We start from the raw sequence: 26,911 nt of genomic DNA on the forward strand, positions 1-26,911 counted from the left end.
TTTAAAGTTACATTTCTTTTGTGAGGTCGTATTTTTATGGCGATTATTCATAAATCTTGCATAAATATAAACCATTTTCTTCTAGCAGGCAAGCAAAAATACCTTCAGGCTTCTTATTAGAACGGTAAGTATTTTAGCGAAAAATATTAGAATCATTTATCAGAGAAACTTATAGAAATTTTATTTTTATTCAAAAAAAAAGCACTTCCCCCTACGAACGGGTTCAGTGCTTCTGAACAACAGGTTTATTTATCTCCGAAGTTAACCTCTGGTGTTGTAAGCTTATCATAGAAATCAACCGCTTTATCCTTATCCACCGATGCGCGAAGCGCCATTGCTGAACGTGGATGCTCATCAAGCGTTCCAGTGATCATGTAAGGAATGATATAGCCCCACTCTTCTTTTTCACGTAAAGGAATCATCAGGCGTTCAATGATATCAATTACAGGGCGCAATGTGTAGCGTGTATTCTTCAAATGAGTCACTAGCAGCTCTGTAGGACAGTTCCCCGCAGCACGTCCCATTCCATAACAGGAAGCGTCCAGCAGCTCTACACCTTTCTCAGCAGCAATCAACGTATTGGAGAACGCGAGTTGAAGATTATTATGGGTATGTACGCCCAGGCGTTTGTTTGGCAAATGAGTTTTGAACTTCTCAACTAAGTAATTGATGTCGTTGTGATCTAGACTACCGTATGAATCCACAATGTATACCACATCAACTACACTCTCACGAATCATTTCGAAAGCTTCTAATAATTCATTCTCCATTACATTCGACAAAGCCATAATATTGATCGTTGTCTCATAGCCTAGATCATGGAAGGTTTGTACCAGCTGTAAGGCTTTCTCCACATCTTTGCTATAACAAGCTACCCGAATCAGATCCAGCATACTTTCGCTGCGAGGTAAAATATCATTCTCATCCACACGACCGATATCAACCAAAGCGGAAAGCTTCGTATGTCCCTTTTGCGGGATAACTTTACGTAAGAAGTCATCGTTCAGAAAACGCCATGGTCCAGCACCTTCTGCTCCTTTGAGCAGTTTAGGGGAGTTTTTATAACCGATTTCCATATAGTCAACACCAGCCTCATTCAAGCCGGCATACAAATTTTGCACAAATTCCACGCTGAAATCCCAGTTGTTAACGAGCCCCCCATCGCGAATGGTGCAGTCAACAATTTTACATTGATTAGTCTTCATAATTATCTCCCTTCAATTCCTGCAATCATCGTATGTGCTATTGCAATCATTATAACCTCTAGCATAGCTTTACTATGCAATTTATATCGTTCAATCATACTTTAATGAAGAATAAATTGTAAAGGTATTTCGCCTTTAGCACTTTAAAGTAATTACCATAGTAGGTCAGGGACAAATGTCACAGTATACAAACACTTAAAAATGCTACATTACAAGAAAACAGTTGAGATTGATTCTCAATCTCTTTTGGAGGGATTACAATAGCTACTTCTACCTGCTGTTCCTTACTGCAATTACAACCTGGCGCTGCTGGAAATATTCATAAAATAGAAGGAATGAACCCCGTTCTACGCCGTCGTCTTGCCGATCTCGGAGTGTCAGAGGGTGTGAACATCCGTCTTAAAGGAAAGGGACCTTTTTGGGGACCGATTACGCTAGAATGTAACGGCCAGCTGTTCGCCATACGCCGCAAAGAAGCTTCTCTGATTGAGGTGAACGTATCTTGAGTTCTATAGCTCTTGTGGGCAATCCCAATACAGGTAAGACCTCTCTCTTCAATACATTAACGACTTCATACGAATATGTAGGTAACTGGTCAGGCGTTACGGTTGAGAAAAAGATCGGAAATCTGAAGAACGGGGCAGGCAAGCTCATTGATTTGCCCGGGATCTATTCTCTGCATCCACTCTCCCGTGATGAAGGGGTCGCAGCCCAATATCTGATAGAAGAATCCCCTGAAGCATTAATCAATATCGTGGATGCATCCCAGCTGGAACGTAATCTGCTGCTCACGCTTCAACTACTTGAGTATGGCAAGCCTACTGTACTCGGTCTTAATATGATTGATGTCGCTAATGCGCGTGGTATTCATATTAATCAAACCATTTTACAATCAAGATTGGGTGTCACCGTCCTCCCACTTATAGCAAGAACCGGTAAAGGCAGCGTACAGATGCTCAGCATCCTCGAGGAATCGTCAGCTATTCCTGCTGTAAAGTTCAAGCTGAATTATGGTGAGGTCGTCGAGCGAGCGATATCTTCTATAGAAAAGGAATTACGTTCTATAAAAGATCTGCCCAATCACCGTTGGGTCGCTCTACAGCTATTGGAGCAGAATCCGGTTATACTTCAGTTTCTGAAGTCGCGTATAGATGTTACGGGACTGCTAAATATCTGTGAGTCTTGTCAGAGTGAGCTACAAATCAAAAAACTCGCCCTGACACTCCCGCAATGGATTCGCTCGAACCGTATGGAGTATATTCGTAATATTTGTGTCGAAGTCCTTGATACGACAGCTCAGAAGCCCCATAACTTAACCGAAAGATTAGATTCGGTATTGACTCATCGATTTTGGGGACTGCCCTTATTTATTTTCTTTATGTATGCTCTCTTTAAGACTACATTTGACTGGGTTGGCGGCCCCCTATCGGATATCGTAGACGGCCTGATATCCGGCCCTATTAGTGATGGAACGAACTCACTGCTTCAGACCATTGGAGCTTCAGGCTTCACGCATGCATTGATTGTAGATGGCATCATCGGTGGTGTAGGCGGCGTACTGGTCTTTGTTCCGCAAATCTTCATTCTCTTTCTCATCATTTCCTTCTTAGAGGATTCCGGATACATGGCAAGGGTCTGCTTGTTGATGGACAGCACCATGGAACGAATGGGACTGAACGGAAAAGCATTCATTCCATTTATCATTGGTTTTGGTTGCAATGTACCGGCCATTATGGCGGCGCGAAGCATCGAACAGCCCAAAGACCGCATGCTGACAACCCTGTTAATGCCGCTGATGTCTTGTTCTGCAAGATTACCTGTTTATGCATTATTCGCAGTTGTATTCTTCCCTGAGCAACAAGCGTTTGCCGTTCTATCTATGTATGTCATGGGGATTGTGTTTGCCCTAATTCTTTGTAAGGTATTCTCTAAATACTTATTCAAGAATGAATCCTCCGTCTTCATCATCGAACTTCCTCCTTACCGTATGCCGCAGATCAAAACCTTATCGCGCAGCACTTGGGAGAAGGGCAAAGGGTTCCTTCGTAAAGCGGGAACGATTATTCTAGCAGGATCAGCTATTATTTGGTTTATGTCTTATGCTGGTCCTGGAGGATTTGGTGTAGAAATGGATCATAGCTATCTAGCTAAATTCGGAGGCATGATTGCACCACTACTGGAACCGCTTGGTTTCGGAACGTGGCAGGCTGGCTCTACCTTGGTCCCAGGATTTTTAGCGAAAGAGGTTGTTGTGTCTACGATGAATATCATCTATCACGCACCAGATACCGCTGGATTAGAGAATCAAATTTCACAAGTCTTTACACCGCTGAGTGCAATCAGCTTTATGGCCTTTATCCTGTTATATATTCCTTGTCTGGCCACTGTAGGGGTTATCAAAAAAGAAACAGCCTCTTGGAAATGGACTTTCTTCTCCATTGGCTATTCTCTTGCTCTGGCATATATCGTATCTTTTGTTATTTTCCAAGGTGGGCGATTATTAGGCTGGTCGTAGAACTTGTAATTCGTTGATTCTCTTAATGAAAGTGGGGCACCATAATGATAAATGTTCTAATCGTCACTCTGATCTTCGGTTATTCAGGCTGGATCATCTATCGACATGTGCAAAAGGGCAAGCAAGGCGCTTGCGCTGGCTGTGATAAGGGCAAGACCTGTTCTGCAGCGTCTTTAGATTCTCCCCTCTCCTGCTGCTCAACACCTGTTAATAAGAAGAAGTAGGCTTGCCTAACCGTTATATGAAAGGGTTCATAGTTTAGCTTGCATTGCTTTCGGGTATGTTTGTTATAAGCAACTACAGACTATACCTAAGGAGGTAATCACTATGAACACAAAAAAAACATTTTTCACAACAGCCGCATTGGGCGTAGCCTATTTACTGAAGAATAAGGGAACTCGCGATAAAATAATGAACAGTATTCAATCCTTTACTTCTCAATCAAAGGCTAAAAAATCCAGTGGCAATATTTAATCTTCAGCATTCTTACAAAAGCAAAGAAACCTCGCCTTAGGGAATGGTCGGTCTTCCATCCATTGTCCTAGGGCGAGGTCTTTTTGTTGATTATGAAGAGCTAATCATTCGCTTTCGCTGAGCAACCACTGAACCAATGTGCGAACCATGACTCCTGTACCGCCTCTAGGATTAACTCCACGTTCTTTAGAAAGAAATGCGGTTCCAGCAATATCTAGGTGTATCCACGGCAGACCTTCCGCAAACTCACCTACAAATAACCCAGCGGTAGTGGCTCCCCCGAATCTTCCTGCAGTGTTACGGATATCGGCCACTTCGCTCTTTAGCATTTCGCGGAATTCCGGGTAAGCCGGAAGCTGCCATATTTTTTCACCCGAAACATTAGCTGCTGTCAGAAACTGCTCCATAAATTCCTCGTTGTTAGTAACAGCACCTGTAGCTATATCTCCTAATGTCGACAACACTGCACCTGTCAGCGTAGCGACATCAATAACTCGTTTCGCTCCCCATTCCCGGGCATAGGTCAGCGCATCCCCAAGTACAAGTCTCCCTTCTGCATCGGTATTCAATATTTCTATAGTTCTTCCGCTCATTGATGTAATGATATCCCCGGGTTTAAAGGCATTAGCAGATGGCATATTCTCAGCGGATGGAATGACCATTAAGACATTAATTCGTGGACGTAATCGGCCTAATGCCTCCATAACTCCAAGCACAGCCGCTGCGCCTCCCATATCACTGATTAACTCTTCCATCCCTGGGGCTCTTTTTAAGGAAATCCCCCCCGTATCAAAAGTAATCCCTTTACCGACCAGCCCCACTACATTATCCCAGTGCGCCGTTCCCTGGTAACGGATGACGATCATTCGCGGAGGGTTTACACTTCCTTTTCCGACTGCGAGCAATCCGCCCATTCCTTTTTGCTCAATTTCTCGTTCATCCAGCACTTCGGAAGGAAATCCATAACGTTCAGCAACTTCTATAGCGGCCATAGCTAGGTCAGATGGAGTCAGCAGATTGCCGGGCATATTCGTCAAGTTCCGTGCCAGATTCGTAGCCTCACCAAAAGCCAGCCCTCTCTGCATGCCAAGATTCCAGTCACGCTCGAAAGTATCCGCTGGCTTCTTCTCGATAGTAAAAATAACCGAGTTTGGACCTATATATTGAGATTGCTCCTGCTTATAGGTGGGACGACGATAGGAACCAAGTGACAACCCCTCAGACAACGCATAGGCAATAGATACGATATCCTTATCTTCTGTTAGCTCCTGAACACCTTCAGGCAACTGAAACACTAGCTGTATTGCCTTCAATCGAAGTGCTGCACGTGCTATCTGAACCGCCATTTGACGTAGGTCTTCAGTACTAATTAATTGGTCCCCTTTTCCAACTAAAATAGCTACAGGACAACCAGATGGATAATCTAATGGCAGTACATAAGTCTGATTCAGCTTCCCACTAAAGAGACCTGACTTTCCTAATAATCGAATTCTGTCATTCCACCTCTCTGAGAGGCCTCCATGTTGGGCTTCCGACTCAGAGATGATAAGAATAAGGGCATCACCCTGTATTTCATTAATGGCACTGCCACTATTAAATTCTATATTCATTGTGTCTACCTCCATTTGTCTCCCAAAACCAACCCCCATTGTAACATAAGCAAGGCCGATCTCTGCATCTGTATTATCCGCAGGGATCAGCCTCTTAAACACTTTATATTCTAAACGAATGTACTAATGGATTAATGAATTAATGGCAATGAGATTACAAAATGAGTACCTTCATTAACTCTACTACTGACAGAAATGCATCCGCCATGATTTTTGATGATTCGGTCACTCACGGAAAGCCCTAGTCCTGTCCCATTCTCCTTAGTTGTAAAAAATGGACTAAATAACCTGTCCAGTGTACGGATATCCATTCCCTTTCCGTTATCAGAAATGAACATACGGACTTCAGAACCCTCTCTGTGGGCTCCAACCTCTATTATACCCATTAGACCATCTGCTCTATCCGCAACGGCCTCCATAGCGTTTCTAATCAGGTTGAGGACTACCTGTTTCATTTGTTTTACATCTCCAGAAATCATCATATCTCCCTCCTGAAAAGGATGTAGATTGATCTGGCAACCTTTCATCAGGGCTTCGCTCTCTGTAAGCAGCACTACTTCCTTGAGTAAAGCTGACACAGGAATCATTCCCACTTGAGGAACTGACGGCTTGGAGGAAGTAAGGAATTCATGAATGATATCATTGGCACGATCGATCTCTGCCAAGATTATCTTGCCGTATTCCTGCTTCCCAAGCTGCTGTAGATGCGGGTGAAGCAATTGAATAAATCCACGAATTGCAGTTAATGGATTCCGGATTTCATGTGCAATAGATGCAGATAATTTACCTAGCATAGCCAAACTATCGTTCTGGTAAGCCGTTTGCTCAATCAACTTATAATCGGAGATTTCTTTAACTGTAAACAAATAACAACCCTTCATTTGCTCTCCACAGCATAATGTAACCTTCCAGTAACGGCCATACTCGTCTAAAAATTCATAATTTGATTTTCCTTTGTATACCATCTCTCTATAGCTTTGCAGTACTTGCTTTTTCTTAAAGCGGCTTAGTCTAACGTTAGATAATAGGTGTGATATTGTACAGCCGACAAGGGAGTGACGGGTTAATTCTAGCATCCCGTACATTTGCTTATTTACAAAACTTATAACTCCCTCTTCATCAAAAAGCATGATTCCGCTGTCAATATTCTCTAGTACATCCTCGTATGTAGTATCCACAGGCCCTGACTGATAGGTTCTTCCCGGTAATAGAAGACTTTCTTGATATTGGCTAATCACGATACGAAGTTCCCCCTTTTACTGCATTTGACGAAGACGCTAAAGCGACATCAAATTACTATGTATTTGAGTATATGACGAAGCCGCCAGAACATTCGGTAATCGTTGCACTTTTTCCAACCGGTTCAATTATATTCCAATCATATCCAAGTGAAGTAGACAACGCAATCAGAGAAACTGTCGAATGATAAAAAAATTCATAAAATGATTCCAAAGACATATAAAAAATCACATCTAATTATATTTATTACTATTTATTCGTTCAATTGATTTAAACACGTTTAAGAAAAATTCAGAAAAAGCTAAAAGCCCTCGCAGTTGCGAAGGCCTTGATAAAGAAATGGGTCAGACCCAAATTGTAATAATCTTACGCTTTCTGTTGCAGACGAAGGCGTCTTTGACTCATCACAGCTAATCTTTTCTTCAATTCCCGTTCCCATTTCGTATCCTCAATCTGTTTGGCTACAGCAAGCAGGTCAAGCGCCATATCGATCTGACTCCGCACAATAGCTAGAGGCTCTTCACTCTCGATGTTAATGACATTCTCGAATATTGCAGTTTCGTCTTCCATGACATAGTCCTGAAAATCCACATCAGTAACACCGTCTCCATGTGCGTATTCCGCCAAGATCTCATACTCGTTTTCGACCTTATAGTGAACCTCTACACGATGACATACCGGACAAAAAAGCAGGGGAACATTATGGACTTGCGTGCGATAATGTTTAAGGGTTCCCTTTGTTCCTACCATACTCGCTCCACAGCAAAAGCTCATATTTGTTCACCCTCCTTAGAATAACTAACCCATCTGAGTTTTTATTATTGTATTACATTACCCCAATGGAGATTCCTCCACTCGAGGACATAATATAACTTTTCACGCCTATTTTCAAATCCATTTTTTATTTAAGCCTTTTTTGGTGCAAAAAACCTCCTTACAGAAAAAACTTCTGCAAGGAGGTCGAAATCAGAATATCAAAGATCAGATAATAGCAGAACAACATTTAAAGGTTTCTGTCACCTGGTTTCCAGTTCATTGGGCATAAGCCACCAGATTGCAGGGCTTGCAGGACACGAAGTGTTTCTTCTACGCTGCGACCTACATCATTGTGATTAACGACCTGATATTTCAATTCACCTTCAGGATCAATGATGAACAATCCACGCAATGCAATTCCTTCTTCTTCAATCAGAATGCCGTAGTCTTTAGCAACTTGTTTAGTAATATCAGCAGCAAGCGGGAAATTCAAACGGCCAAGACCATTCGAATCCTTAGGTGTATTGATCCATGCTTTGTGGCTGTGGATCGAATCTACACTTGCGCCGAGAATTTCTGTATCAAGCGCTTCGAACTGCGCAGCTGCTTCACTGAGAGCTGTGATTTCAGTCGGACATACAAAAGTGAAGTCCAGAGGATAAAAGAAGAATACCAGCCATTTGCCACGATAGTCGGACAGACAGACTTTACCAAAATCCTTACCATCACCTGATACGGTTTGCATAGTAAAATCTGGAGCTGGTCTACCTACTAAACGTTCAGCCATTGCCAAAATCCTCCTTTGATTATGTAAGAAACCAACCATTTCTTGTCGTGATATGCTGGAATAATTTACATCTTGTCTACATATCAAATGGTATCATCGTACAAAATCAAAGTCAATCTTAGACAAATTCCCCTATAATCGTAATTAGAAATTAGATTTTATTATGCTTTGCGGATAGCTGCAACAATCAGGTTGCCCATTTCAGATGTACTGATCGCTTTGCTCTTATCTACGGCGATATCACTTGTACGGTGTCCTGCATCCAATACTTCAGCTACTGCAGCCTCTATCGCAGCAGCCGCATCCTCATAACCAAAGGTTAAACGGTACATTAGTGCTAAGGACAGGATTGTTGCAATCGGGTTCGCAAGTCCTTGTCCGGCAATATCAGGTGCGGAGCCGTGAACGGGCTCGTAGAGACCGTAGTTACCATCGCCCATCGAAGCGGAAGCAAGCATACCGATAGAGCCTGTCAACATCGCAGCCTCGTCGCTCAGAATGTCACCAAACATGTTCTCGGTAACGATAACATCAAAGCTAGCTGGACGACGCAGCAGCTGCATTGCGCAGTTATCAACGAGTACATGCTCAACCTCTACCTCAGGATATTCTGGAGCAATCTTATTTACGACCTCACGCCATAAACGAGAAGTTTCAAGTACATTCGCTTTATCAACACTTGCCAGCTTATTGCGACGCTTGCCAGCAATCTCAAAAGCCTGACGTACAATTCGTTCCACTTCCATTACGTTATATACACAGGTATCCACTGCTTCTTCACCATGTTCACCTTGACGACGCAGTTTATCTCCAAAATAAATCCCACCAGTCAGCTCACGAACGACCATAAGATCGGTACCTTCCAGCACTTCTGGCTTCAATGTCGAAGCGTCCTTAAGGCAATCGAATACGACTGCTGGACGTAAGTTTGAGAACAATCCAAGTGCTTTGCGAATGCCAAGCAATCCGGTTTCAGGACGAAGCTCCTTAGAATTGTTATCCCACTTCGGTCCGCCTACAGCGCCCAGTAATACGGCGTCAGCACTGCGACAGATTTCCAGTGTATCTTCCGGCAGCGGTGTGCCTCTTTCGTCTATTGCAATGCCTCCAAAAAGAGCGTGCTCCGTTTTAAAAGCATAACCAAATACTTCTTCCGTTGCTTTCAATACTTTTTCTGCTTCAGCTACTACTTCAGGTCCAATACCGTCCCCTGCGATTACGGCGATTTTTTTAACCTCACTCATCTCAGTCACTCCTCAAGTGGTCTGCTTTAACAGACATAGTTCTTCTTTATATTGTTGTATCATACCCAGTCGTAAAGGACAAAGATATAGATTCTATTGAGTTGATAGGCATAGCCTATAATTCAATGAGATAAGACAACTTATTCAAATTGCCGCTTCATATTTGCTCTTATTTCTGAAGATGTTTACAATTAAGTTGAAATCATCTACCTAAGGAGTGAATACGAAGTGCAATATGCTAAGCTTGGCAAATCCGGTATGAAGGTCAGTCGGCTATGTCTCGGAACAATGAACTTCGGCCCACAAACAGATGAACAAGAAGCCTTCCGTATTATGGACGCTGCACTCGACGCAGGTGTTAATTTTTTTGATACCGCTAACATTTATGGTTGGGGTGAGAATTCCGGTTTAACAGAAACGATTATTGGTCGTTGGTTTAAGCAAGGTGGTGGGCGACGTGAAAAGGTCGTGTTAGCTACCAAAGTATACGGTGCAATGAGCGATAAGCTCGATGGGCCTAATGATGAGGGTGGACTATCATCTTATATTATACGCCGCCATCTAGAGGGGTCTCTGCAGCGTCTCCAGACCGATCATATTGAATTGTACCAGATGCATCACGTTGACCGTAGTGTCTCTTGGGACGAGCTGTGGGGGGCTTTCGAGCTTGCTGTAAACCAAGGAAAGATTGGTTATGTCGGCTCCAGTAACTTTGCGGGATGGGATATCGCTGTAGCCCAACAAGAAGCGAAGGCACGTGGCTTTTTAGGTTTGATTTCTGAGCAGCATAAATACAGCCTCACCTGTCGCCTTCCTGAACTTGAAGTATTACCCTCCTCTCTCCATCATGGATTAGGCGTTATTCCTTGGAGCCCACTGGATGGAGGTCTTCTTGGACGCAATGCACTTAAGAAAATAGAAGGCAGCCGCAGTGGAGGAAATGCTGAGCGCGTAGAGCAATACAAAGATCAGCTTGAGGCTTTTGCAAGCTTATGTATGGAGCTTGGGGAACCACAAGATAATGTAGCACTAGCATGGTTATTAGCCAATCCTGCTGTAACCGCACCAATTATTGGACCACGCACACTAGAGCAATTCGAGAGTGCACTGCGCAGTCTTGAGATTGTGCTAGATGAATCTGTCCTTAAACGTCTAGATGAGATCTTCCCAGGACCGGGCGGAGAAGCTCCTAAAGCTTACGCTTGGTAGGTTTCTTATAATTTGAAAAAGGGAGCTAAGGCTTCAGCAGAACCAATCGCTGAAGCCTTAACTCCCTTTATTGTTCGTACTTATTCAGCTGTGTCCACGGTTACACTTCCATTACTCGTACTTAGGTCCACAGTATAAGTTCCTTTACCAAGAATGGCAGTGCCAAAGCTGTCCCCGTCTAGATCCCAAGGGACATTCCCCTTCAGTGAGCCATTGCTAGTATCCGCTGTAATCTTCGCATCGGACACAGTTGGCAACCCCACCGTAATCTTTCCGTTACTAGACGAACATTTCCATTTTCCAGTCACTGCTGAATTAATAGTGATCTTGCCGTTGCTGCTCTTTGCCGTCAACGCTCCATCTATATTATCCAATATAATCGCACCATTAGAGCTTTTGAGCTGCGCTCCACCTTGGATGTTCTGAACAGTTAGTGAGCCATTGCTGGTATCTGCCTCAACTCCGCCAGCAACATCATGAATATTTATAACCCCATTACTAGTGTCAACCACTAAGCCAGACTTTAAATCCCAGGCTTCTATTGACCCGTCACTAGTATCTACCTCAACGGCAAGGCTGCTAGGTACACTTACATTTAAATAAGGACTTTTAGTATTAAATCCAAACTGAATATTAGAGAACCAATTATGATCTGTATCAAGCTCCATAATCAGTGTATCTCCCTCAGTTTTTACTTTCCATTTCTTTTCCAACGCACTTTCGGCTTCACTTTGCGATTTTCCAGGTAGGAGTAAGCTTCCCTCATAATCCAATGAGCTTCCATCTATTCCCTCGACCTTTACTTTTCCACTTGGAAGTACGATTTTCAGCGTTGTAATATTGTCTTTCACTTCGACATTGCCGCTTAGTGGAGTTAAATGTGTATTCCCGATTAAACTGCTGAGTGAGCCGCCGGCCATTACGCTCTGTGCACTGCTTGCTCCAACCAACAGGATGATCAATAGGATTGCCCAACCGCTCACACGACTTTTGGCATCGGATTTGATAAACAATCTTAGCAACATCTCGAGTCCGAACAAGATCAACAGTGCTGGCCATAAATAACCAAGTACTTCATAGCTGATCATATTATACTGAGCCATCACAATAATGACACCAAGTGCAATGCAGCCTATAGCTGCAGTAAAACTCCCGATTTTCCATCTCCCCATAGTCAAATCCCCGTTTCTTACGCTCTCGTATTGTTTCTTAGCATCTTCAGACCGTACGCAATCAGACCCAGTGATAGCAAGATCGTACCAATGTTAATCTCAATTAACATTCTCCAAAGCGTCGGAAATGCTGAGATCACCAGCATAAGGAAACCGGCAACAACACATCCAACACCAACCCAAGCCGGATTCACATCTTCATGTGGGTAACCCGGCATAGAGGACATCCCCATCGTCCAAGGTTCTCCGAAGCTGTCAGGATGGAACATCATACGCTCATGTTCGGCTGCAGTTATTTTCATCCAAGCCGCTTTCTGCAGGGCATCAAACAATTGGTAAAACCATAGTGCAGCTAGCGCAAAAGGGAAGATCATGGGCTCAGACGGAATAAACATAATACATAAGGAAGCCCCGATCATAAACTGCAGCCCCTGCTTTTTGAAGCCTAAGTACAAATGACCTACACCAGGAACCATAGCTAGCATAAAAGTGAGCCAACGTCTCTTCTTAATCATAATACATCCTCCTAAAATTTGGATAGCATAAACTTTTCAGTTTACCTGAATCCATCTATTATTTATAAATCTCTTTATGACTATTTTCTAAAACCACCAAACCATTGGGTCACCGAATTCGACACATGACCATTAATTTCAGTAATCCCATAAGCCAAATTCTCAAAAACGCCAAACTGTAACAATAAGAAGCTCAAGCAGGCAGCCACCGCATAATGCATCCAAGATGTTCTAGGAGCATAACGACGTCTTACGCTTGTCGCTTTAACAGCTCGCTCTCTGCGTCCTGTTTCGAGCTGCTCGATATGGGACATAACACCAGCTGCGAGATCTGGAAAGTCCATCTGTTCATGCTGATATTCACTGTCCTTTTCCATTTCTGACCAAAGAGCGGACATTTCCTTAGCTTCCTCCAGCCACTGCGCGCAATCAGGACAGGATTGTATGTGCAACCGGATACGCAGCTCCATATCTGGAGACAGTAGGCCGTCAATGTAATGTGGCATCCATTCCTTCACTATTGCACAATTCATCGCAATTCCTCCCTTTGTCTACGCATCATCTGTCTGGCACGATAAAGCTGCGATTCGATAGTCTTAACGGAAACACCCTTTTGCTCCGCTATCTCTTGATAAGAATTTCGTTGAAAATAGTACAGCTGTACGACCGACCGGTACGGTTCCGCAAGGCTGTTCACATTCTCACCCAGCTCAGCTGATTGTTCCTGCTCTAGCACCTCTTGCTCTGGTGTTTGAGATGTTACCCAATCATTCTCAGTGTAATCAGCCGCACTCCGATGCCTCCACTCCCTATCATTGGCCCGTTTCCAGTCCAGACAGGTTCGATAGGCTATCCGATAAAGCCATGTCGAGAAGGTAGATTGTCCTCTGAAGGAGGGGAGCGCTTTGTATGCTTTTATAAAAACCTCTTGGGCCATATCTTTGGCCGATTCGGCTTCTCCAGTAATCTTGACGCACACTCTGTATACCATGCCTTGATAACGTGTCACCAAATGCCCAAAGGCCTGATGCTCACCGTTCAGCACAGCAGAAATCCATTCCTTCTCTTCCAGCTTTCTCCCCTCCTTCACCTACATAACGTTAGACGCCAGCCAATTCTAATCCCCTGCAACTTTGCCGTAACTTTTTTTAAAATTTTTGAAATATTTTTGTGAAAGGAATATATTGTTTTTTGTCGAATAATGTTTAATTACTATGACTAAACGAAAACTCTTTCTAATTATCGTGCTATTTCTTACTATACTTACTGGATTTCGCTTCCTATGGGTTTGGGCATCGCCTCATGCCATACAACCACAATTAGTCAAAGGAGTTCTCGATTTACGGAATAAAGACTTAAATCAAGACAAGCTCCTTACCTTAAAAGGCCAATGGGAGTTCTATCCTAATACGCTGCTTCCCACTTTCAATAAAGAATCTCTAAACAAAGCTCCCCCTAAAAAATATATACAAGTCCCGGATCAGTGGAACGATGCCATTCATAATGGCGAAAAGTCTGCTTTTGGCTACGGCTCTTATCGGTTACGGATTCTTGTAGATAAAAACGAAAAGCAGTCTTATGGCATACTCATATCCGGGGTTCGGACTTCTTCGGAAATATATATCAATGGTGAACTACTGGGAAATTCAGGTTCTCCATCTGCCAATAAAGAAGACTATGTTGCTCGTGTATTACCTTACTCCGTATCTTTTACAACGGATAAGACTGAGATTGAAATTGTGATTCATGTAGCCAACTACTCTTTAGCTCATACAGGCGGTATTTTTAAACCCATTTTATTTGGTAACGAAAAAACTTTAACACAACAGAGGAACGTTTCTATAGGCCTTCAACTGTTATTATGTGTAGTACTTCTACTCCATGCCGTCTATGCAGCAATATTATATACCATTGGTCCGCGGCAAAAGATGTTGATCTATTTTTTTCTGTTGGTAATTTCCGCTATAACTACAGTACTCATTGATGATGACAAGCTTTTGCTGCATATGCTTCCCTTAAACTACCAATGGAGCTTAAAACTATTAATCATATCTAATATTATGGCTTTTATATTCATCTTACTGACAAGCAAGCAACTAATGTTCCATAATTTAAAAATTAAAAGCGTTCGGATCCTGACCAGCTTATCCTTGGTACATATCCTTTTCATACTGCTCGGTCCCGTTGTCCACTATTACGAATCATATACGCTTCTTTTTTTCATCAATATATTCGTTCTATCATTAGAAGTTGTAGTTCTCTTTCTGAAATCTGCGCTTAAAAACAACGATGGTTCTATTTTTCTATTGCTATCTATCCTAGCCATCATTAACAGCAATCATTGGGGATTGTTCAAAAATTTCGATCTGGTTGACGTTACCTATTATCCTTTCGACCTGATTATTGCCTTTCTATGCTTTGCGACTTTTGGGTTTAAGCGCTATTTCTGGAATACTAAACAGACTGAAAATCTGGCAAAAAGCCTGCAAAGAACCGTTACGCAAAAGGATGATTTTCTAGCTAATACCTCTCACGAGCTGAAAAACCCCCTACATAGCATCATTAATATTGCTGAGACCGTCTTAGACAGTGAGAGAGACTCTTTAATGCATCAGAACGCAAGTAATCTAGAACTGCTAATTACCGTCGGAAGACGTATGTCTTTACTGATAAACGATCTTCTAGATCAATCACAGCTTCGTGAGAGCAACATTCAATTACAGTTAAGAAATGTTCCCATTCAATCCGTAGCTGTTGGCGTACTCGATATGCTCAAGTTCCTAACGGAAGGTAAGCACATTACACTAATCTCGGAGATTCCCGACTCGTTTCCTTCTATTGTGGCAGATGAGAAAAGACTCATTCAGATTTTGTTCAATCTGCTTCAAAATGCTGTGAAATATACGAGTGTAGGCTCAGTTAGGGTCCATGCGGATATTCATAAGGGTGTGGCGCGCATCCATATTACGGATACTGGCATTGGAATGAACGAGGAAACACAGCTTAGAGCCTTCCAACCCTATGAACAGGGTGACTCAAGTGTGACAGCAATAAGTGGTGGAATTGGATTGGGCTTAAGTATTTGTAAACAGTTAGTTGAACTTCACGGTGGAGAGATTAGCGTAAAATCTTCACTTGGCAAAGGCTCTACTTTTACTTTTACTATGCCTCTATCCGATTCAAACATTCAAAAATTCAATTTAGAATTCTCAACAGTGACAGAATACACGGACAAACTATCTCATATTAGTCTATCCGTATTTAACACTACATCTGCTACTTCAACGGATGGAAGAAGACCTAAGATTTTGGCTGTCGACGATGACCCGGTTAATCTAAAAATCCTTATTAGCGTACTATCCATCAAAGACTATGAAATGGTTACGGTAACCAGTGGAATTGATGCTTTAATAAAACTGGATACTGATCAATGGGATTTAATCATTACAGATGTAATGATGCCCCAGATGTCCGGCTATGAATTAACACAGAGAATTCGTGAACGTTTTACTATAGCTGAGCTTCCTATTCTACTTCTGACCGCACGTAGCCAGCCGGAAGATATCTACACCGGATTTGTTTCGGGCGCGAACGACTATGTAATGAAACCCATGAACGCTATGGAGCTAAGAGGACGGGTACGTTCCTTAACAGACTTAAAACAGTCCGTAAATGAACGGCTTCGTCTGGAAGCAGCATATCTTCAAGCGCAAATACAACCACATTTTTTATTCAACACATTAAATTCTATATCTGCTCTGGCATCTTTTGATACACAGCGTATGGGTCACCTTATTGATGCCTTTAGCTCTTATTTACGCTTAAGCTTTAACTTCTTGAACGCTGAGCCGATGATACCGATTGAACACGAGCTTGAGCTTGTCCGTGCCTATCTGTACATAGAGAAAGAGCGCTTTGAGGACAGGATGACCATCAACTGGGAGTTAACAGAAAATCTACATTTTCAGTTACCTCCCTTGACCATTCAGCCACTCGTTGAAAATGCCGTTAGGCATGGTATATTAAGCCGCTCCAAAGGAGGTACGCTTTCAATATCCATCAAAGAACTAGCTGATGACATCGAGATTACAATCGCTGATAATGGTAAAGGTATGACTTCCGAGCAACTGCTGAGCAGTCAGTCTAATGTAACAAGAGGGATTGGATTTCTTAATACACATAAACGCTTGTTACGTGTCTATGCTAAGGGTTTGCAAATTAAAAGCAAGGAAGGGCTAGGTACTTCAGTAAGTTTCATAATCCCTTCTGAAAAAAGAAATATGAATCACAAAAATACCTAGTCACAGACAGACTATAATGAACCGAAAAATAAAGAAGAGTTTATTGTTTTTTGCTAAAAAATACTATATTGAGTGGTGAAATAACAATGATTCAAGCAGTATTAGTGGACGATGAACGCCTTGCTCTCGTAAAGTTAGAATTCATGTTAAAAGAAATGGAAGCTGTTCATATCATCGCGTCCTATACAGATCCTGTTCAAGCTATACAAGAAGCTCCAGCCTTGGAGCCTGACGTTATTTTTATTGATATTGAAATGCCTGAAGTGAGCGGACTTCAAGCTGCCGCAATTCTACAAGAGGTGTGTCCAAACGCTAATATCGTTTTCGTGACCGCGTATAACCAATATGCAGTGGAAGCCTTTGAGTTAAATGCCATTGATTATATTTTGAAGCCCGTGCGACATGACCGTTTATTCAAAACAGTACAACGCTTGGAGGACAGATTGAAGTTTGCACCAAAAAGCACAGAGGTAGCACATGAACTAACGATTCGTTGTTTTCAATCGCTGCGTTTTGAACGAGGAGGACAACCTTTAAACAATCTCCGTTGGAGAACTTCTAAGGCACAAGAATTGTTTGCTTTCTTGCTTCATAATCGCAATCGATTCGTCAGTAAAGATACCCTGATTGACCTACTATGGCCAGATTTCAACCTTAAAAAGGCTTCTACCCATCTCTACACAACCATTTATCAAGTACGACAATGTTTAAAGCAGAGTGAGGTAGATCTGCATATCAGCAACGTCAGTGGCGGGGAAGGGTATACGCTTGAGACCGGGCCGCTTCTAATCGATGCAGCCCAGTGGGAGCACAACATTCTTGCACTCGAATCCATCGGAGAGGACAATTGTGCAGAACATCAAAGGTTATTTGAGCTTTATTCAGGGGATTATTTTGGAGATTACGATTATTTGTGGGCGGAGGGCGAACGACAACGTCTGCGCACCATTTGGCTACACCATGCTATGGGAATGGCCCAGTTCTATATCGACAACAACAGAGTTCCCGAAGCTGTCACTGTGTATCAAAAGGTAGTACAGCTTCAGCCCTATTTTGAACAAGGACATTTAGGATTAATGAAGGTCTACGACAGTATTGGGGAACGATCCGCAGTGGAAGAACAATACAAGAATCTGACTGAATTATTGAAAGGCGATCTAAGTATTGGTCTTCCTGCCGTTGTTCAAGATTGGTATGAACAATGGGAACTACATAACCTTAGAATACGCAGCAAGAAATAGTTTCTATTTAACAAAGACACCCGGATCTATTCGGGTGTCTTTGTTGTTACGATATATTAATTGCTGCGTTTGAAACAGCTAGTTAAACGAAGCTAGCGAATTACGCAAGATTGAACAAACTTGTCCGAAGCAAATTCAGACATGGTTCAATAAGCCGCAATTCTAACATGTTGTTGGCAGAGCTATGCCCTATTATCCTAGTTCCGGTTGATCTACGAACGTAACAGCGGTATCTGAAGTGCTGTGCAATTCAAAGATGACAATCTCATTGTTGCCTTGTTTCAATAGAGGACCTGGCACATACATTGTTTTCTGTGGTCCGATATTCCAATAGCGTCCAAGGTTGAACCCATTAATGAACACGACGCCTTTAGTCCATCCTTCCATGCTCAAGAACGTATCACAAGGTTCATCCACAACCAAGGTGCTGCGGAAGAAACTAGGTTCCACTTGCCTGAATAAACCTTCAAACTGCAGACCAGATAAATCCGTTAATGGCAACGTATAAGTCGTCCATTCCGACAGAAACTGCCGTCCATAACGTACCCCTTCAGTAATCCCTTTACAATCTCTCATAAAAGGACCATAGTTGACGCGTCCTAAATTCTCCACAAGTATACTAACATGCAGCCCTTCGGCCGGAACCTCGAACTCTAATTTCACCTCTGGCTCTACACGATCTAAGGTTGCAGTGAGCTCTCCATTCAGAAAGACTAATGCACGATCATGTAAATCCTGGATGAAGAACTCATCTTTGGGACGAGGTCCTGTAAGGAACGTACTATAATGAATAAAGCCATAATCCTGACCCAATTTCTCCATCGGTTCAGGGTATACAGAGTGAATAGGTGCAGAAATACGATTCAAGTTTGCGGTAAGTGAAGTCTGCTCCTTCATCTCTACTCTCCCATATGCTCTCTTAGCGACAGGAGCTGGTAACTCAATGGGTCCGAGATCTACATATTTGGAGATCACTTCACGAACTGCATAATATTTAGCTGTCGGCTCACCGGATTCACTCAGTAAGGAATCATAGTCATAACTAGTAATTGTTGGTTCATAGCTGTCAAACGTATGTCCATTCGCTCCGTTGTAGAACCCAAAGTTAGTTCCGCCATGGAACATATAGAAATTAACGGATGCGCCTAAACTAAGTATCTCATCCAATACCTTCGCTACATCCTCAGCCGGACGCGTATGATGCTCCTCACGCCAATGATCAAACCAACCGTTCCAGTATTCCATACACATGATTGGAGCCTCTGGTTGGTATTCACGGAGCTTGTTGAATGCTTCTACTGGACGTGATCCAAAGTTCACCGTCTCTAGCACACCTGGGACCATACCTCCCTGTAACATCGCGTCTTCAGGTCCATCGGAAGTGAATAGTAGTACATCTATCCCACGGGAAATCATGCTGTCTTTTAAATGAGTCAAATAGCGCTTGTCATTGCCGTAACTTCCGTACTCATTCTCAATCTGCATAGCAATGATCGGGCCACCATTTGTACATAACAGTGGTTGTAATTTGGGGAGCAATACATCATAATACGCATCTACATGATCTAGAAATGGCTTATGGTAGCATCGAAGACGCATATCCGAATCAGCTAGCAACCAAGATGGCAGTCCACCAAATTCCCATTCTGCACAAATATAAGGTGCGGGACGAACGATGACATGCAGACCCAAATCTCCTGCCAATTCAATAAACCGGACTACATCTGCCATACCTTCAAAATTATGTTGGCCTTTCTTCGGCTCGTGTAAATTCCATGCCACATAGGTTTCAACCGTATTGAAGCCGCAAGCTTTTAATTTGATAAGACGGTCTTCCCAATGTTCCGGCAGAGTCCGAAAATAATGGATGGCCCCTGAGATAAGCCGTATCGCCTGATCGTTATAATAAAAGGAAGATCCTGAATAATGAAAAGTTGCCATATTCTCAACACCTCGTAATGGTATGATCACTTAAGTAGAATAACTTGCTATCGCTTGATTGATCCGCTCTCTTGCCTCTAAGAGCCATGTTCCCTGATCCCTCGGGTATACAGAGAAGGTCAACGATGTACTCAGACCCTCTTCCATAATTGCTATCGTTGCTTTCTTGCCAATTTTCTGCTCAAGTAATTCTAGTGCGCGCAAATCCTGCAACCCTTCATATAGAACTTCCAGTCGAATGGATTCAATCGGGCCTTCTTCTCCCGGATAGACCAAGTAGGCATCTCCTGAGGGAAATGCATGCTCAGCGTCAGTCGTACGATAAGGGTCCAGCTGCTGATTCAATGAATATTGCGAGTACCAGAAGTTATAACCCCAATGCAAGAAGCCCTGTAATCCGAATTTATACAATTGAAACCCGATTATACGATTTCTAGCAGACGGCATGTTGAAAAACCGGTTGGATACTTGTTCACCTTGAGCGCAGCAATAGTACGTCCAAAGGTCTGGAACCTGATGTTCTAAGAACGGTTCAATATGCGTATTCGCAGGAATCGGCCTTTTCACCAGGCCCTGTTCATACAACTCCAATTCGGACAAAGCGTCCATGATCGGATAACTTGATAAATGTTTATAAATGATCTCACTTGCAGCTCGGTACGATTCCAAATGTTCCTCTCCTGGTTCATCTGAAATATGGAACCAGCTTTGCTGGTCTATTCCCTGCTCTTTCAAATATTGATCTAAGCAAGGTAAAAATTGATCCAAGAAACTACGGTATTCCGCCGAGGATGCGTCCGTATCCCAGCCGAATAGTTGCTGATCTTCACCTTGAATGGTTACCATTATTTTTGGTGCACATTTTGCACCCCATTGAGTAAATAAATGAGAGAACTCAAAGTATTTGAAGCCAAGTCGGCGGCACATCGATACCCAACGAGTAAGCAGATCAAATCCGAATTCATAACGATCTCCCGCTTTAGTCACGGAAATCAATTGAACGGTTGGACGTACTCCACCAATGGCTGTATCCAAAGGCGGTGTAAACAACGGAGTTAAGATCATGTTCATGCCATGCTTAACCATCGTATCTGCATAACGTTCTATAAGGGCCCAATGTGCTTCACTAAATACTTCGACACCATACTTTGTAGCAAGACAATCCACATGGAACCATTCCGTATGAATTAACTGTTGCGGCGGTAGTGTTGCAGGGATAACGGTTAACTCGAATACATCCGATTTACCTAACATCTGCCCTTCAGATGATTGGAAGAGGACCTGAATAGAGCGAAGCCCCGTACTCATTGTTTCATCCAAGGTTATCGCCACCCATAAAGATCGCCATTGTCCCGGGATCGATGAAATAGATTGTTGATCCAGCGTATACAATGGATCTGGATATAATCCCGGCGTAGTTCTTAGCACATCGTCATCATGATTTTTGAAACAAGGCATTTCTGAGGGAACAAGTCCAACGGATCTTATACATATTAGATCTGGAAGAGATGACTTTATCTCTACTTCAATATTCTTTAAAAGTGTATCTGAGGTATAAGCGACTTGGAACGAAAATGTTTCCCCGACAAGTGCGGTTGCACTGTGATAGGGTTCATGATTCGGCACTTCATCAGCAAATACCTTAACCAACGAACTTAATAACATCGTCTGAAATGGCTGCGGAGCATTCATCGTTGCTTCACCTCTTCATCATTACAGACACTTTGAGCAAATTCTTTCAGAACAATACTGTTACCCTCGATGCGAGATTGCTCCGCTGCAAAAGCCATAAGGTGACTTTGAACGGAATGATTTGCTGATGTAAGACCCTGAATCTTTCCTTCCGCTCGAACCAGCTTAACAAAATCTTTGATTAACCCCATATCGCCGCCGCCATGACCAACATGACCACCTGCATTCTCGAACGAGATTCTCTCTACCTTACCGCTGCCAAAATGGATCACTTCAATTTCATTCTTTTCCATCGCACCGCGAATTTCTCCCGTGGTACCCATCAGCTTGAGGGTACGACTTACATCTTTGGTAAACGCACTCATTGTAAAGGCTATAGTTACGGAATTAGCGAATTCTAGATTTACCACTTGATGGTCGACGACATCATTATCACAATGATAGACACATCGTCCATAAGGTCCTTCCTGAAGAGCATTCAGGCGAGCTTCATAGCTTGGATCATCGCTAATTGCCGATGTAGGCCAATCCGTATCCTCCGTCAAATATTGATTAGGAGCATAATAGAGACATTTATCTGCTGCTGGGCATCCATCTGTGCAACGTAGCGGGGCTCCTTCCGGTGCTTCACTAGATTTGAAATGGGACAGTGAGCCAAAGGAAGACACTCGAACACATTCTGAATCTGTCAACCAGGAAAGAATGTCCAGATCATGACAGGACTTAGCGAGAATCATCGGACTGGACTCATCCTTTTTGCGCCAATTCCCTCTTACGAAGCTATGAGCTTGATGCCAGTAACCCACGTTCTCATTATGTTGAATGGACATCAATTGTCCGATCGCACCACTTTCCAGCAGTTCCTTGATCGTAGAGAAGAAATTGGTATATCTCAATACATGGCATATCGAGAAGACACGATTCACTTTAGAGGCCATTTCCCCCATAAGTACACATTCCTTGGCATCAGGGGACATCGGTTTTTCTAATAGTACATGATACCCTGCCTCCAGTGCTTTCATTGTTGGCACATAATGCTGATTGTCTTGGGTACAGATAAATACCGCATCTGCTACTTTCGGGGAGGCAAAAAAATCATCCCAATGAGTAAAGCACATATCATCAGCCAGCTTATGTCTTGCCTTAAATTTATTTCTCCGCTTCGCATTCGGCTCTGCAACAGCTACAACTTGAAGCTCATTGGGGTGCTGAATCGCATATTCTGAATAATTAATTCCTCGCAGGCCCGCTCCAATTAAAGCAACAGTAACTTTCTTCATCGCAATCTGCTCCTTCATATGAGACTTTATGTTATGTCTGTACTCTATTTCTTTATTCTTTAACACTCCCAACCGTCATTCCTTTTACGAAATACCTTTGTAAGAATGGATACACTACCATAATTGGCAATGCGCCCATGAATATTTGCGCCGTTCGGATCGTCTTCTCACTTAGGTTCTCCATCACCTTGAGCTGCTCAATGGACATCGATGACATCTGGGCATTGATAGACATAATCAAGGTAGAAAGATAGGTCTGTAGCGGATAATGCTCAGGTGAATTCAGGTAAAGGATACCGTCAAACCAAGCGTTCCAATGCCCAACTATGGTGAATAACCCAATCGTTGCGATGGATGGAAGGGATATCGGTAAATAAATTTGCCAAAGTACTCTCCAATGTCCGGCACCATCAATCGTAGCCGCTTCATCCAATTCTCTTGGAATAGATCTGAAGAAGTTAAGCATCAGAACCATATTCCATACATTCAATGCACCTGGTAAGATAAGCGCCCAAATGGAATCGATTAAGCCTGTATTCTTCACTATGATATACGTCGGAATTAAGCCGCCTCCAAAAAACATCGTAATCGCGAATATCCATACATATACGGTTCTAAATTTAAACTGATCATTCGATTTGGAAAGCGGAAAAGCAGTAATAAATACTAGAAACAAGTTAACTACTGAACCGAGCACTACTCGTTTTACGGAGACTCCCAAGGAACGAAAGAACTCTACCTTTTCTCCTAAATATACATAAGCATCCCAGGAAAAGCCGACGGGCCAAAGCTTCACTTCTCCAGCCATCGCAGCTGTATTCGAGCTAAGTGAGATGGAGAGTAAGTGTACAAATGGGATAATGCCGAGTATGGTAATGAAAGTTAACAACAGCGTATTGAACACGATAAATAACTTTCTGCTGAATGATTGTTTATGTAGCACCATCTCCACCTCCTAGAATATGCGGTAATTGTTAAATTTGTACGCTGCATAGTAAGTTGTTGATACCATAAATAAAGATATTATCGATTTAAAGAGACCCACTGCTGCCGCAGGTCCAAATTGTTGGCTGAACATCCCCAATCGATAGACAAATGTATCTATTATATCTGCGCCTGCATATACAGTCGGGTTATACATAATCAATATCTGCTCAAAACCTGCGTTAAGAATACCACCGAGACCTAATACACTAAGTAAAATAATAATCGGTGCTATACCTGGAAGCGTAATGTTAAGCATTTGCTTCCATTTCCCTGCACCATCTACCTCTGCCGCTTCATACAGCGTCGCATTAATTCCTGTGATGGCAGCAAGCATGATGATCATATTGTAGCCCATGCCTTTCCAGACATCCGAGCCAATGATAATCCCCCTGAACCAACCATTATCAAGCATGAACATGATAGGTTCTAAGCCCATAGAGGAAATTAAGCCATTAATAGGTCCATTGAGAGAGAATAATTCAATAATGACACCCCCAAGGACAGTCCATGAAAGGAAGAACGGGAGGAAAATGGCGGATTGAATAAAACCTGCGAACCATTTCTTAGTAAGCTCATTTAATAATAGAGCTAGAATGAGCGGGACAAGCAGAGACAATACCATTTTGATGATAGCTATGACTAGCGTATTCCAAAGTACTTGCTTGAAATCCGGTAAATTAAATACATAACGGAAGTTATCTAATCCCACAAAATCAGATTTAAAAAAACCGGATAACGGCTCAAACTGTTGAAACGCCATAACCAGGCCGGCCATCGGTCCGTAGGCATAAATCAGTGTAACAATCACACCCGGTATTAACATGATATGAAGCGGATATTCTTTCTTCAGTGATTTCATAGATGCCCTCCTCACCAACTTACTCATTTTAAAACGGGAGGTGAGTCGGCTCACCCGACTCACCTCACCCGCTTTCTTGTCCCTATGATTTATTTCGTAGCTTCCGTGCTATACCATTCATTGACCTCATCGATAATTTCATTACCGCCAAGTGCCTTCCAGCTATCCACGAATTTATCGAAATCATCAAGAGAACCACCCATGATAATCTTGGTAAAGGACTCTTGCATCAACTTATCCAGCTGACCGCCCTTTTCCACTACTGTTGGTGTAGGAAGACCGTAAAACTCGTTGTATACAAATTGTTGATTTTCTTTAATTTGTCGTGTTAAGCCCCAGCCACCGTCTTTTGCAGCCCGGCTATAATATTGACCCCAGTTTACACCTTTGGTAGCGTTAGATGTGTCGCCTGCCAGGAAGTCCTTAGTCGCTTTGAAAGTATCCGCAACGGTCTTATAATTTGCATCGTCTATTGTAATTTCAGTCTGATTAGCATCGAGCGCTTTGTTTACTTCCCTGTAAATCGTATCAATATCAACAGGGTTGGCAATCCGTGGGTTAAACCAGTTGTATACATAGCCATCTGCCGCTTTGTTCTTATCCTTGTATTTCTTATTACCAACTTCGATGTAGAAATTGAGCATCTTAATCGCTGCTTCGGGGTTCTTCATCTTTTTGTTCACAACGAAAATTTTGTTGCTGCGGATTTTTGGAACGAGTGATTTAGCTGGACCATCAATCCCTGGAAGCTGAATTGCAATCCAATCCGCCTTTGGATCTTTGTCTACGCTGGAGTTAAGCGGCCAGTTCGGATACCACCACTCTCCGTAGGAAATACCCACTTTACCTGCAGTCAGATCTTCTACAGCCTTATTCTCATCCTTTAGTGCAAACTCTTTATCAATAATTCCATCTTTATACCATGCTTGTAGCTTACCAAGTGCAGTCTTCACTTCAGGCTGAATCAATCCCGGTAACAATTTGTCATCGCCGCCTTTAATCCAAGCCGATTGTTTATCACCAACGGAAGGATAAGCACCGAATCCATTAAAGAAACCTCTGACATCAAATCCCCAAAAGAAGAGATTCTTTTGCATGGCGATACCATAGGTGTCATTCTTACCATTCTGATCTGGATCATTATGTGTGAATGCTTGTGCAACTTTCTCAAGCTCATCGATCGTCTTCGGTGCCTGTAAACCTAGATTATTAAGCCAATCTTGACGAATCCATAGCAGCTGCGTGGATAAGAAGGGATCTTCAAATGCAGGAATACCTAATTGCTTACCATCCGCACTGAACGTTTTCATCGCGAATCCACCATCTGAGTCCATATAAGCCTTAAGAGCTGGTGACGCATATTGTGCATAAGCATCTGTCAGATCAGCAAGCATATCTTGCTTTTTAAGTTTCTCATAGTTCTTCTGATCAACTTCTATCACATCGGGTAGATCCCCCGATGCCATTGCAAGCGAGAACTTCTGTTCAAACTGGGCAGAGGGAACGGTCCATTTGTATTTCACTTCAATATTCATCATCTCTTTGAGATCTTTCAGGTAGGCATTTTGTTCCGGTGTTATTCCGCTTGGAGTTCTTGGATCTTCTGGTGGATTATATCCTAGTATTTCTGTAACAGTGACCGTTTCCGGGTATTTCCCTAGTGGATCAGGTGCTGTGGCGCTGTCTGTCGCACTATTCGTAGTCTCTTCCTTAGGCGTAGATGGTGCATTCGCATTTCCATCCCCTTGACTTCCACATGCTGACAATAATGAAAGAATCATCGTTACTGACAAAATCATTTTCCATGGTCTCATTTTTTTCATCTGAACGCTTCCCCCCTTTGTTTGCTGCAATTCTTGTTGTTAATCAGTGTTCCTAGTTATT

Annotated in this window: 23 protein-coding genes; 7 read left to right on the plus strand and 16 right to left on the minus strand. The window is 42.7% G+C overall.

Annotation, left to right across the window (positions count from 1 at the left end; all coding sequences use genetic code 11):
* Positions 1 to 245: 245 nt before the first annotated feature.
* The gene (locus NSQ29_RS20745; protein WP_339269465.1) at positions 246 to 1,205 is read right to left on the minus strand and encodes an aldolase catalytic domain-containing protein; all 960 of its coding nucleotides are present in this window, start codon (positions 1,203 to 1,205) and stop codon (positions 246 to 248) included.
* A gap of 287 nt (positions 1,206 to 1,492) precedes the next feature.
* Between NSQ29_RS20745 and NSQ29_RS20750 the strand changes: the two genes are divergently transcribed.
* From NSQ29_RS20750 to NSQ29_RS20765, 4 genes are all read left to right on the plus strand, one after another.
* The gene (locus tag NSQ29_RS20750; protein ID WP_094869966.1) at positions 1,493 to 1,711 is read left to right on the plus strand and encodes a FeoA family protein; all 219 of its coding nucleotides are present in this window, start codon (positions 1,493 to 1,495) and stop codon (positions 1,709 to 1,711) included.
* Entirely contained in the window at positions 1,708 to 3,720 is a 2,013-nt protein-coding gene (feoB, locus tag NSQ29_RS20755; RefSeq protein ID WP_341125973.1) for a ferrous iron transport protein B, read from the plus strand. The genes NSQ29_RS20750 and feoB overlap by 4 nt, the downstream gene beginning before the upstream one ends.
* A gap of 44 nt (positions 3,721 to 3,764) precedes the next feature.
* Entirely contained in the window at positions 3,765 to 3,944 is a 180-nt protein-coding gene (locus tag NSQ29_RS20760) for a FeoB-associated Cys-rich membrane protein (protein WP_076286329.1), read from the plus strand.
* 103 nt (positions 3,945 to 4,047) lie between these two features.
* Entirely contained in the window at positions 4,048 to 4,194 is a 147-nt protein-coding gene (locus NSQ29_RS20765; RefSeq protein ID WP_179085847.1) for a hypothetical protein, read from the plus strand.
* A 104-nt stretch (positions 4,195 to 4,298) separates the two neighbouring features.
* Here NSQ29_RS20765 and NSQ29_RS20770 read toward each other — a convergent pair whose 3' ends face one another.
* From NSQ29_RS20770 to leuB, 5 genes are all read right to left on the minus strand, one after another.
* Entirely contained in the window at positions 4,299 to 5,804 is a 1,506-nt protein-coding gene (locus tag NSQ29_RS20770; protein WP_341125974.1) for a leucyl aminopeptidase, read from the minus strand.
* Positions 5,805 to 5,935: 131 nt separating this feature from the next.
* Positions 5,936 to 7,042 carry an ATP-binding protein gene (locus tag NSQ29_RS20775; protein WP_076298229.1) on the minus strand — a complete coding sequence of 369 codons (1,107 nt, stop codon included), beginning with the start codon at positions 7,040 to 7,042 and terminating at the stop codon, positions 5,936 to 5,938.
* 367 nt (positions 7,043 to 7,409) lie between these two features.
* The gene (locus NSQ29_RS20780) at positions 7,410 to 7,817 is read right to left on the minus strand and encodes a hypothetical protein (protein WP_042125131.1); all 408 of its coding nucleotides are present in this window, start codon (positions 7,815 to 7,817) and stop codon (positions 7,410 to 7,412) included.
* Between the two features lie 229 nt (positions 7,818 to 8,046).
* Positions 8,047 to 8,586 (minus strand): peroxiredoxin, encoded by a 540-nt coding sequence (locus NSQ29_RS20785; protein ID WP_341125975.1) that lies wholly within the window; start codon positions 8,584 to 8,586, stop codon positions 8,047 to 8,049.
* A gap of 161 nt (positions 8,587 to 8,747) precedes the next feature.
* Entirely contained in the window at positions 8,748 to 9,830 is a 1,083-nt protein-coding gene (gene leuB / locus NSQ29_RS20790) for a 3-isopropylmalate dehydrogenase (RefSeq protein WP_341125976.1), read from the minus strand.
* 228 nt (positions 9,831 to 10,058) lie between these two features.
* Between leuB and NSQ29_RS20795 the strand changes: the two genes are divergently transcribed.
* Positions 10,059 to 11,039 (plus strand): aldo/keto reductase, encoded by a 981-nt coding sequence (locus NSQ29_RS20795; protein WP_042125126.1) that lies wholly within the window; start codon positions 10,059 to 10,061, stop codon positions 11,037 to 11,039.
* Between the two features lie 80 nt (positions 11,040 to 11,119).
* Here the strand turns inward: NSQ29_RS20795 and NSQ29_RS20800 are convergent, their stop codons facing one another.
* From NSQ29_RS20800 to NSQ29_RS20815, 4 genes are all read right to left on the minus strand, one after another.
* Positions 11,120 to 12,211, minus strand: coding sequence for a DUF4097 family beta strand repeat-containing protein (locus NSQ29_RS20800; protein WP_042185736.1), 1,092 nt, complete (start codon positions 12,209 to 12,211; stop codon positions 11,120 to 11,122).
* 17 nt (positions 12,212 to 12,228) lie between these two features.
* Entirely contained in the window at positions 12,229 to 12,726 is a 498-nt protein-coding gene (locus NSQ29_RS20805) for a hypothetical protein (protein ID WP_042185734.1), read from the minus strand.
* An 80-nt stretch (positions 12,727 to 12,806) separates the two neighbouring features.
* On the minus strand, positions 12,807 to 13,259 hold the full coding sequence (locus NSQ29_RS20810; protein WP_341125977.1) for an anti-sigma factor family protein: 453 nt from the start codon (positions 13,257 to 13,259) through the stop codon (positions 12,807 to 12,809).
* The gene (locus NSQ29_RS20815) at positions 13,256 to 13,816 is read right to left on the minus strand and encodes an RNA polymerase sigma factor (RefSeq protein WP_042185733.1); all 561 of its coding nucleotides are present in this window, start codon (positions 13,814 to 13,816) and stop codon (positions 13,256 to 13,258) included. Before NSQ29_RS20815 ends, NSQ29_RS20810 begins: the two co-directional genes overlap by 4 nt.
* A 124-nt stretch (positions 13,817 to 13,940) precedes the next feature.
* On the opposite strand from NSQ29_RS20815, the gene NSQ29_RS20820 reads away from it, so the two are divergent.
* Entirely contained in the window at positions 13,941 to 17,027 is a 3,087-nt protein-coding gene (locus tag NSQ29_RS20820; protein WP_341125978.1) for a hybrid sensor histidine kinase/response regulator, read from the plus strand.
* 86 nt (positions 17,028 to 17,113) lie between these two features.
* The gene (locus tag NSQ29_RS20825; protein ID WP_341125979.1) at positions 17,114 to 18,268 is read left to right on the plus strand and encodes a response regulator; all 1,155 of its coding nucleotides are present in this window, start codon (positions 17,114 to 17,116) and stop codon (positions 18,266 to 18,268) included.
* A gap of 192 nt (positions 18,269 to 18,460) precedes the next feature.
* Here the strand turns inward: NSQ29_RS20825 and NSQ29_RS20830 are convergent, their stop codons facing one another.
* The 6 genes from NSQ29_RS20830 to NSQ29_RS20855 all read right to left on the minus strand — a co-directional run bounded on the left by NSQ29_RS20830 (position 18,461) and on the right by NSQ29_RS20855 (position 26,850).
* On the minus strand, positions 18,461 to 20,209 hold the full coding sequence (locus NSQ29_RS20830) for a glycoside hydrolase family 35 protein (RefSeq protein WP_341125980.1): 1,749 nt from the start codon (positions 20,207 to 20,209) through the stop codon (positions 18,461 to 18,463).
* A 30-nt stretch (positions 20,210 to 20,239) separates the two neighbouring features.
* Positions 20,240 to 21,901, minus strand: coding sequence for a DUF4091 domain-containing protein (locus NSQ29_RS20835; protein ID WP_341125981.1), 1,662 nt, complete (start codon positions 21,899 to 21,901; stop codon positions 20,240 to 20,242).
* Positions 21,898 to 23,181, minus strand: coding sequence for a Gfo/Idh/MocA family protein (locus NSQ29_RS20840; RefSeq protein ID WP_042185725.1), 1,284 nt, complete (start codon positions 23,179 to 23,181; stop codon positions 21,898 to 21,900). The genes NSQ29_RS20835 and NSQ29_RS20840 overlap by 4 nt, the downstream gene beginning before the upstream one ends.
* A gap of 52 nt (positions 23,182 to 23,233) precedes the next feature.
* Positions 23,234 to 24,127, minus strand: a complete 894-nt coding sequence (locus NSQ29_RS20845) for a carbohydrate ABC transporter permease (RefSeq protein WP_341125982.1) — start codon at positions 24,125 to 24,127, stop codon at positions 23,234 to 23,236.
* A gap of 9 nt (positions 24,128 to 24,136) precedes the next feature.
* Entirely contained in the window at positions 24,137 to 25,027 is an 891-nt protein-coding gene (locus NSQ29_RS20850; protein ID WP_339269438.1) for an ABC transporter permease, read from the minus strand.
* 89 nt (positions 25,028 to 25,116) lie between these two features.
* Complete coding sequence (locus NSQ29_RS20855; protein ID WP_341125983.1) at positions 25,117 to 26,850, minus strand: extracellular solute-binding protein; 1,734 nt, start codon at positions 26,848 to 26,850, stop codon at positions 25,117 to 25,119.
* Between the last annotated feature and the right edge of the window lie 61 nt (positions 26,851 to 26,911).

This window comes from Paenibacillus sp. FSL F4-0236 (genome assembly GCF_038000135.1).
Classification (GTDB): Bacteria; Bacillota; Bacilli; order Paenibacillales; family Paenibacillaceae; genus Paenibacillus_AQ.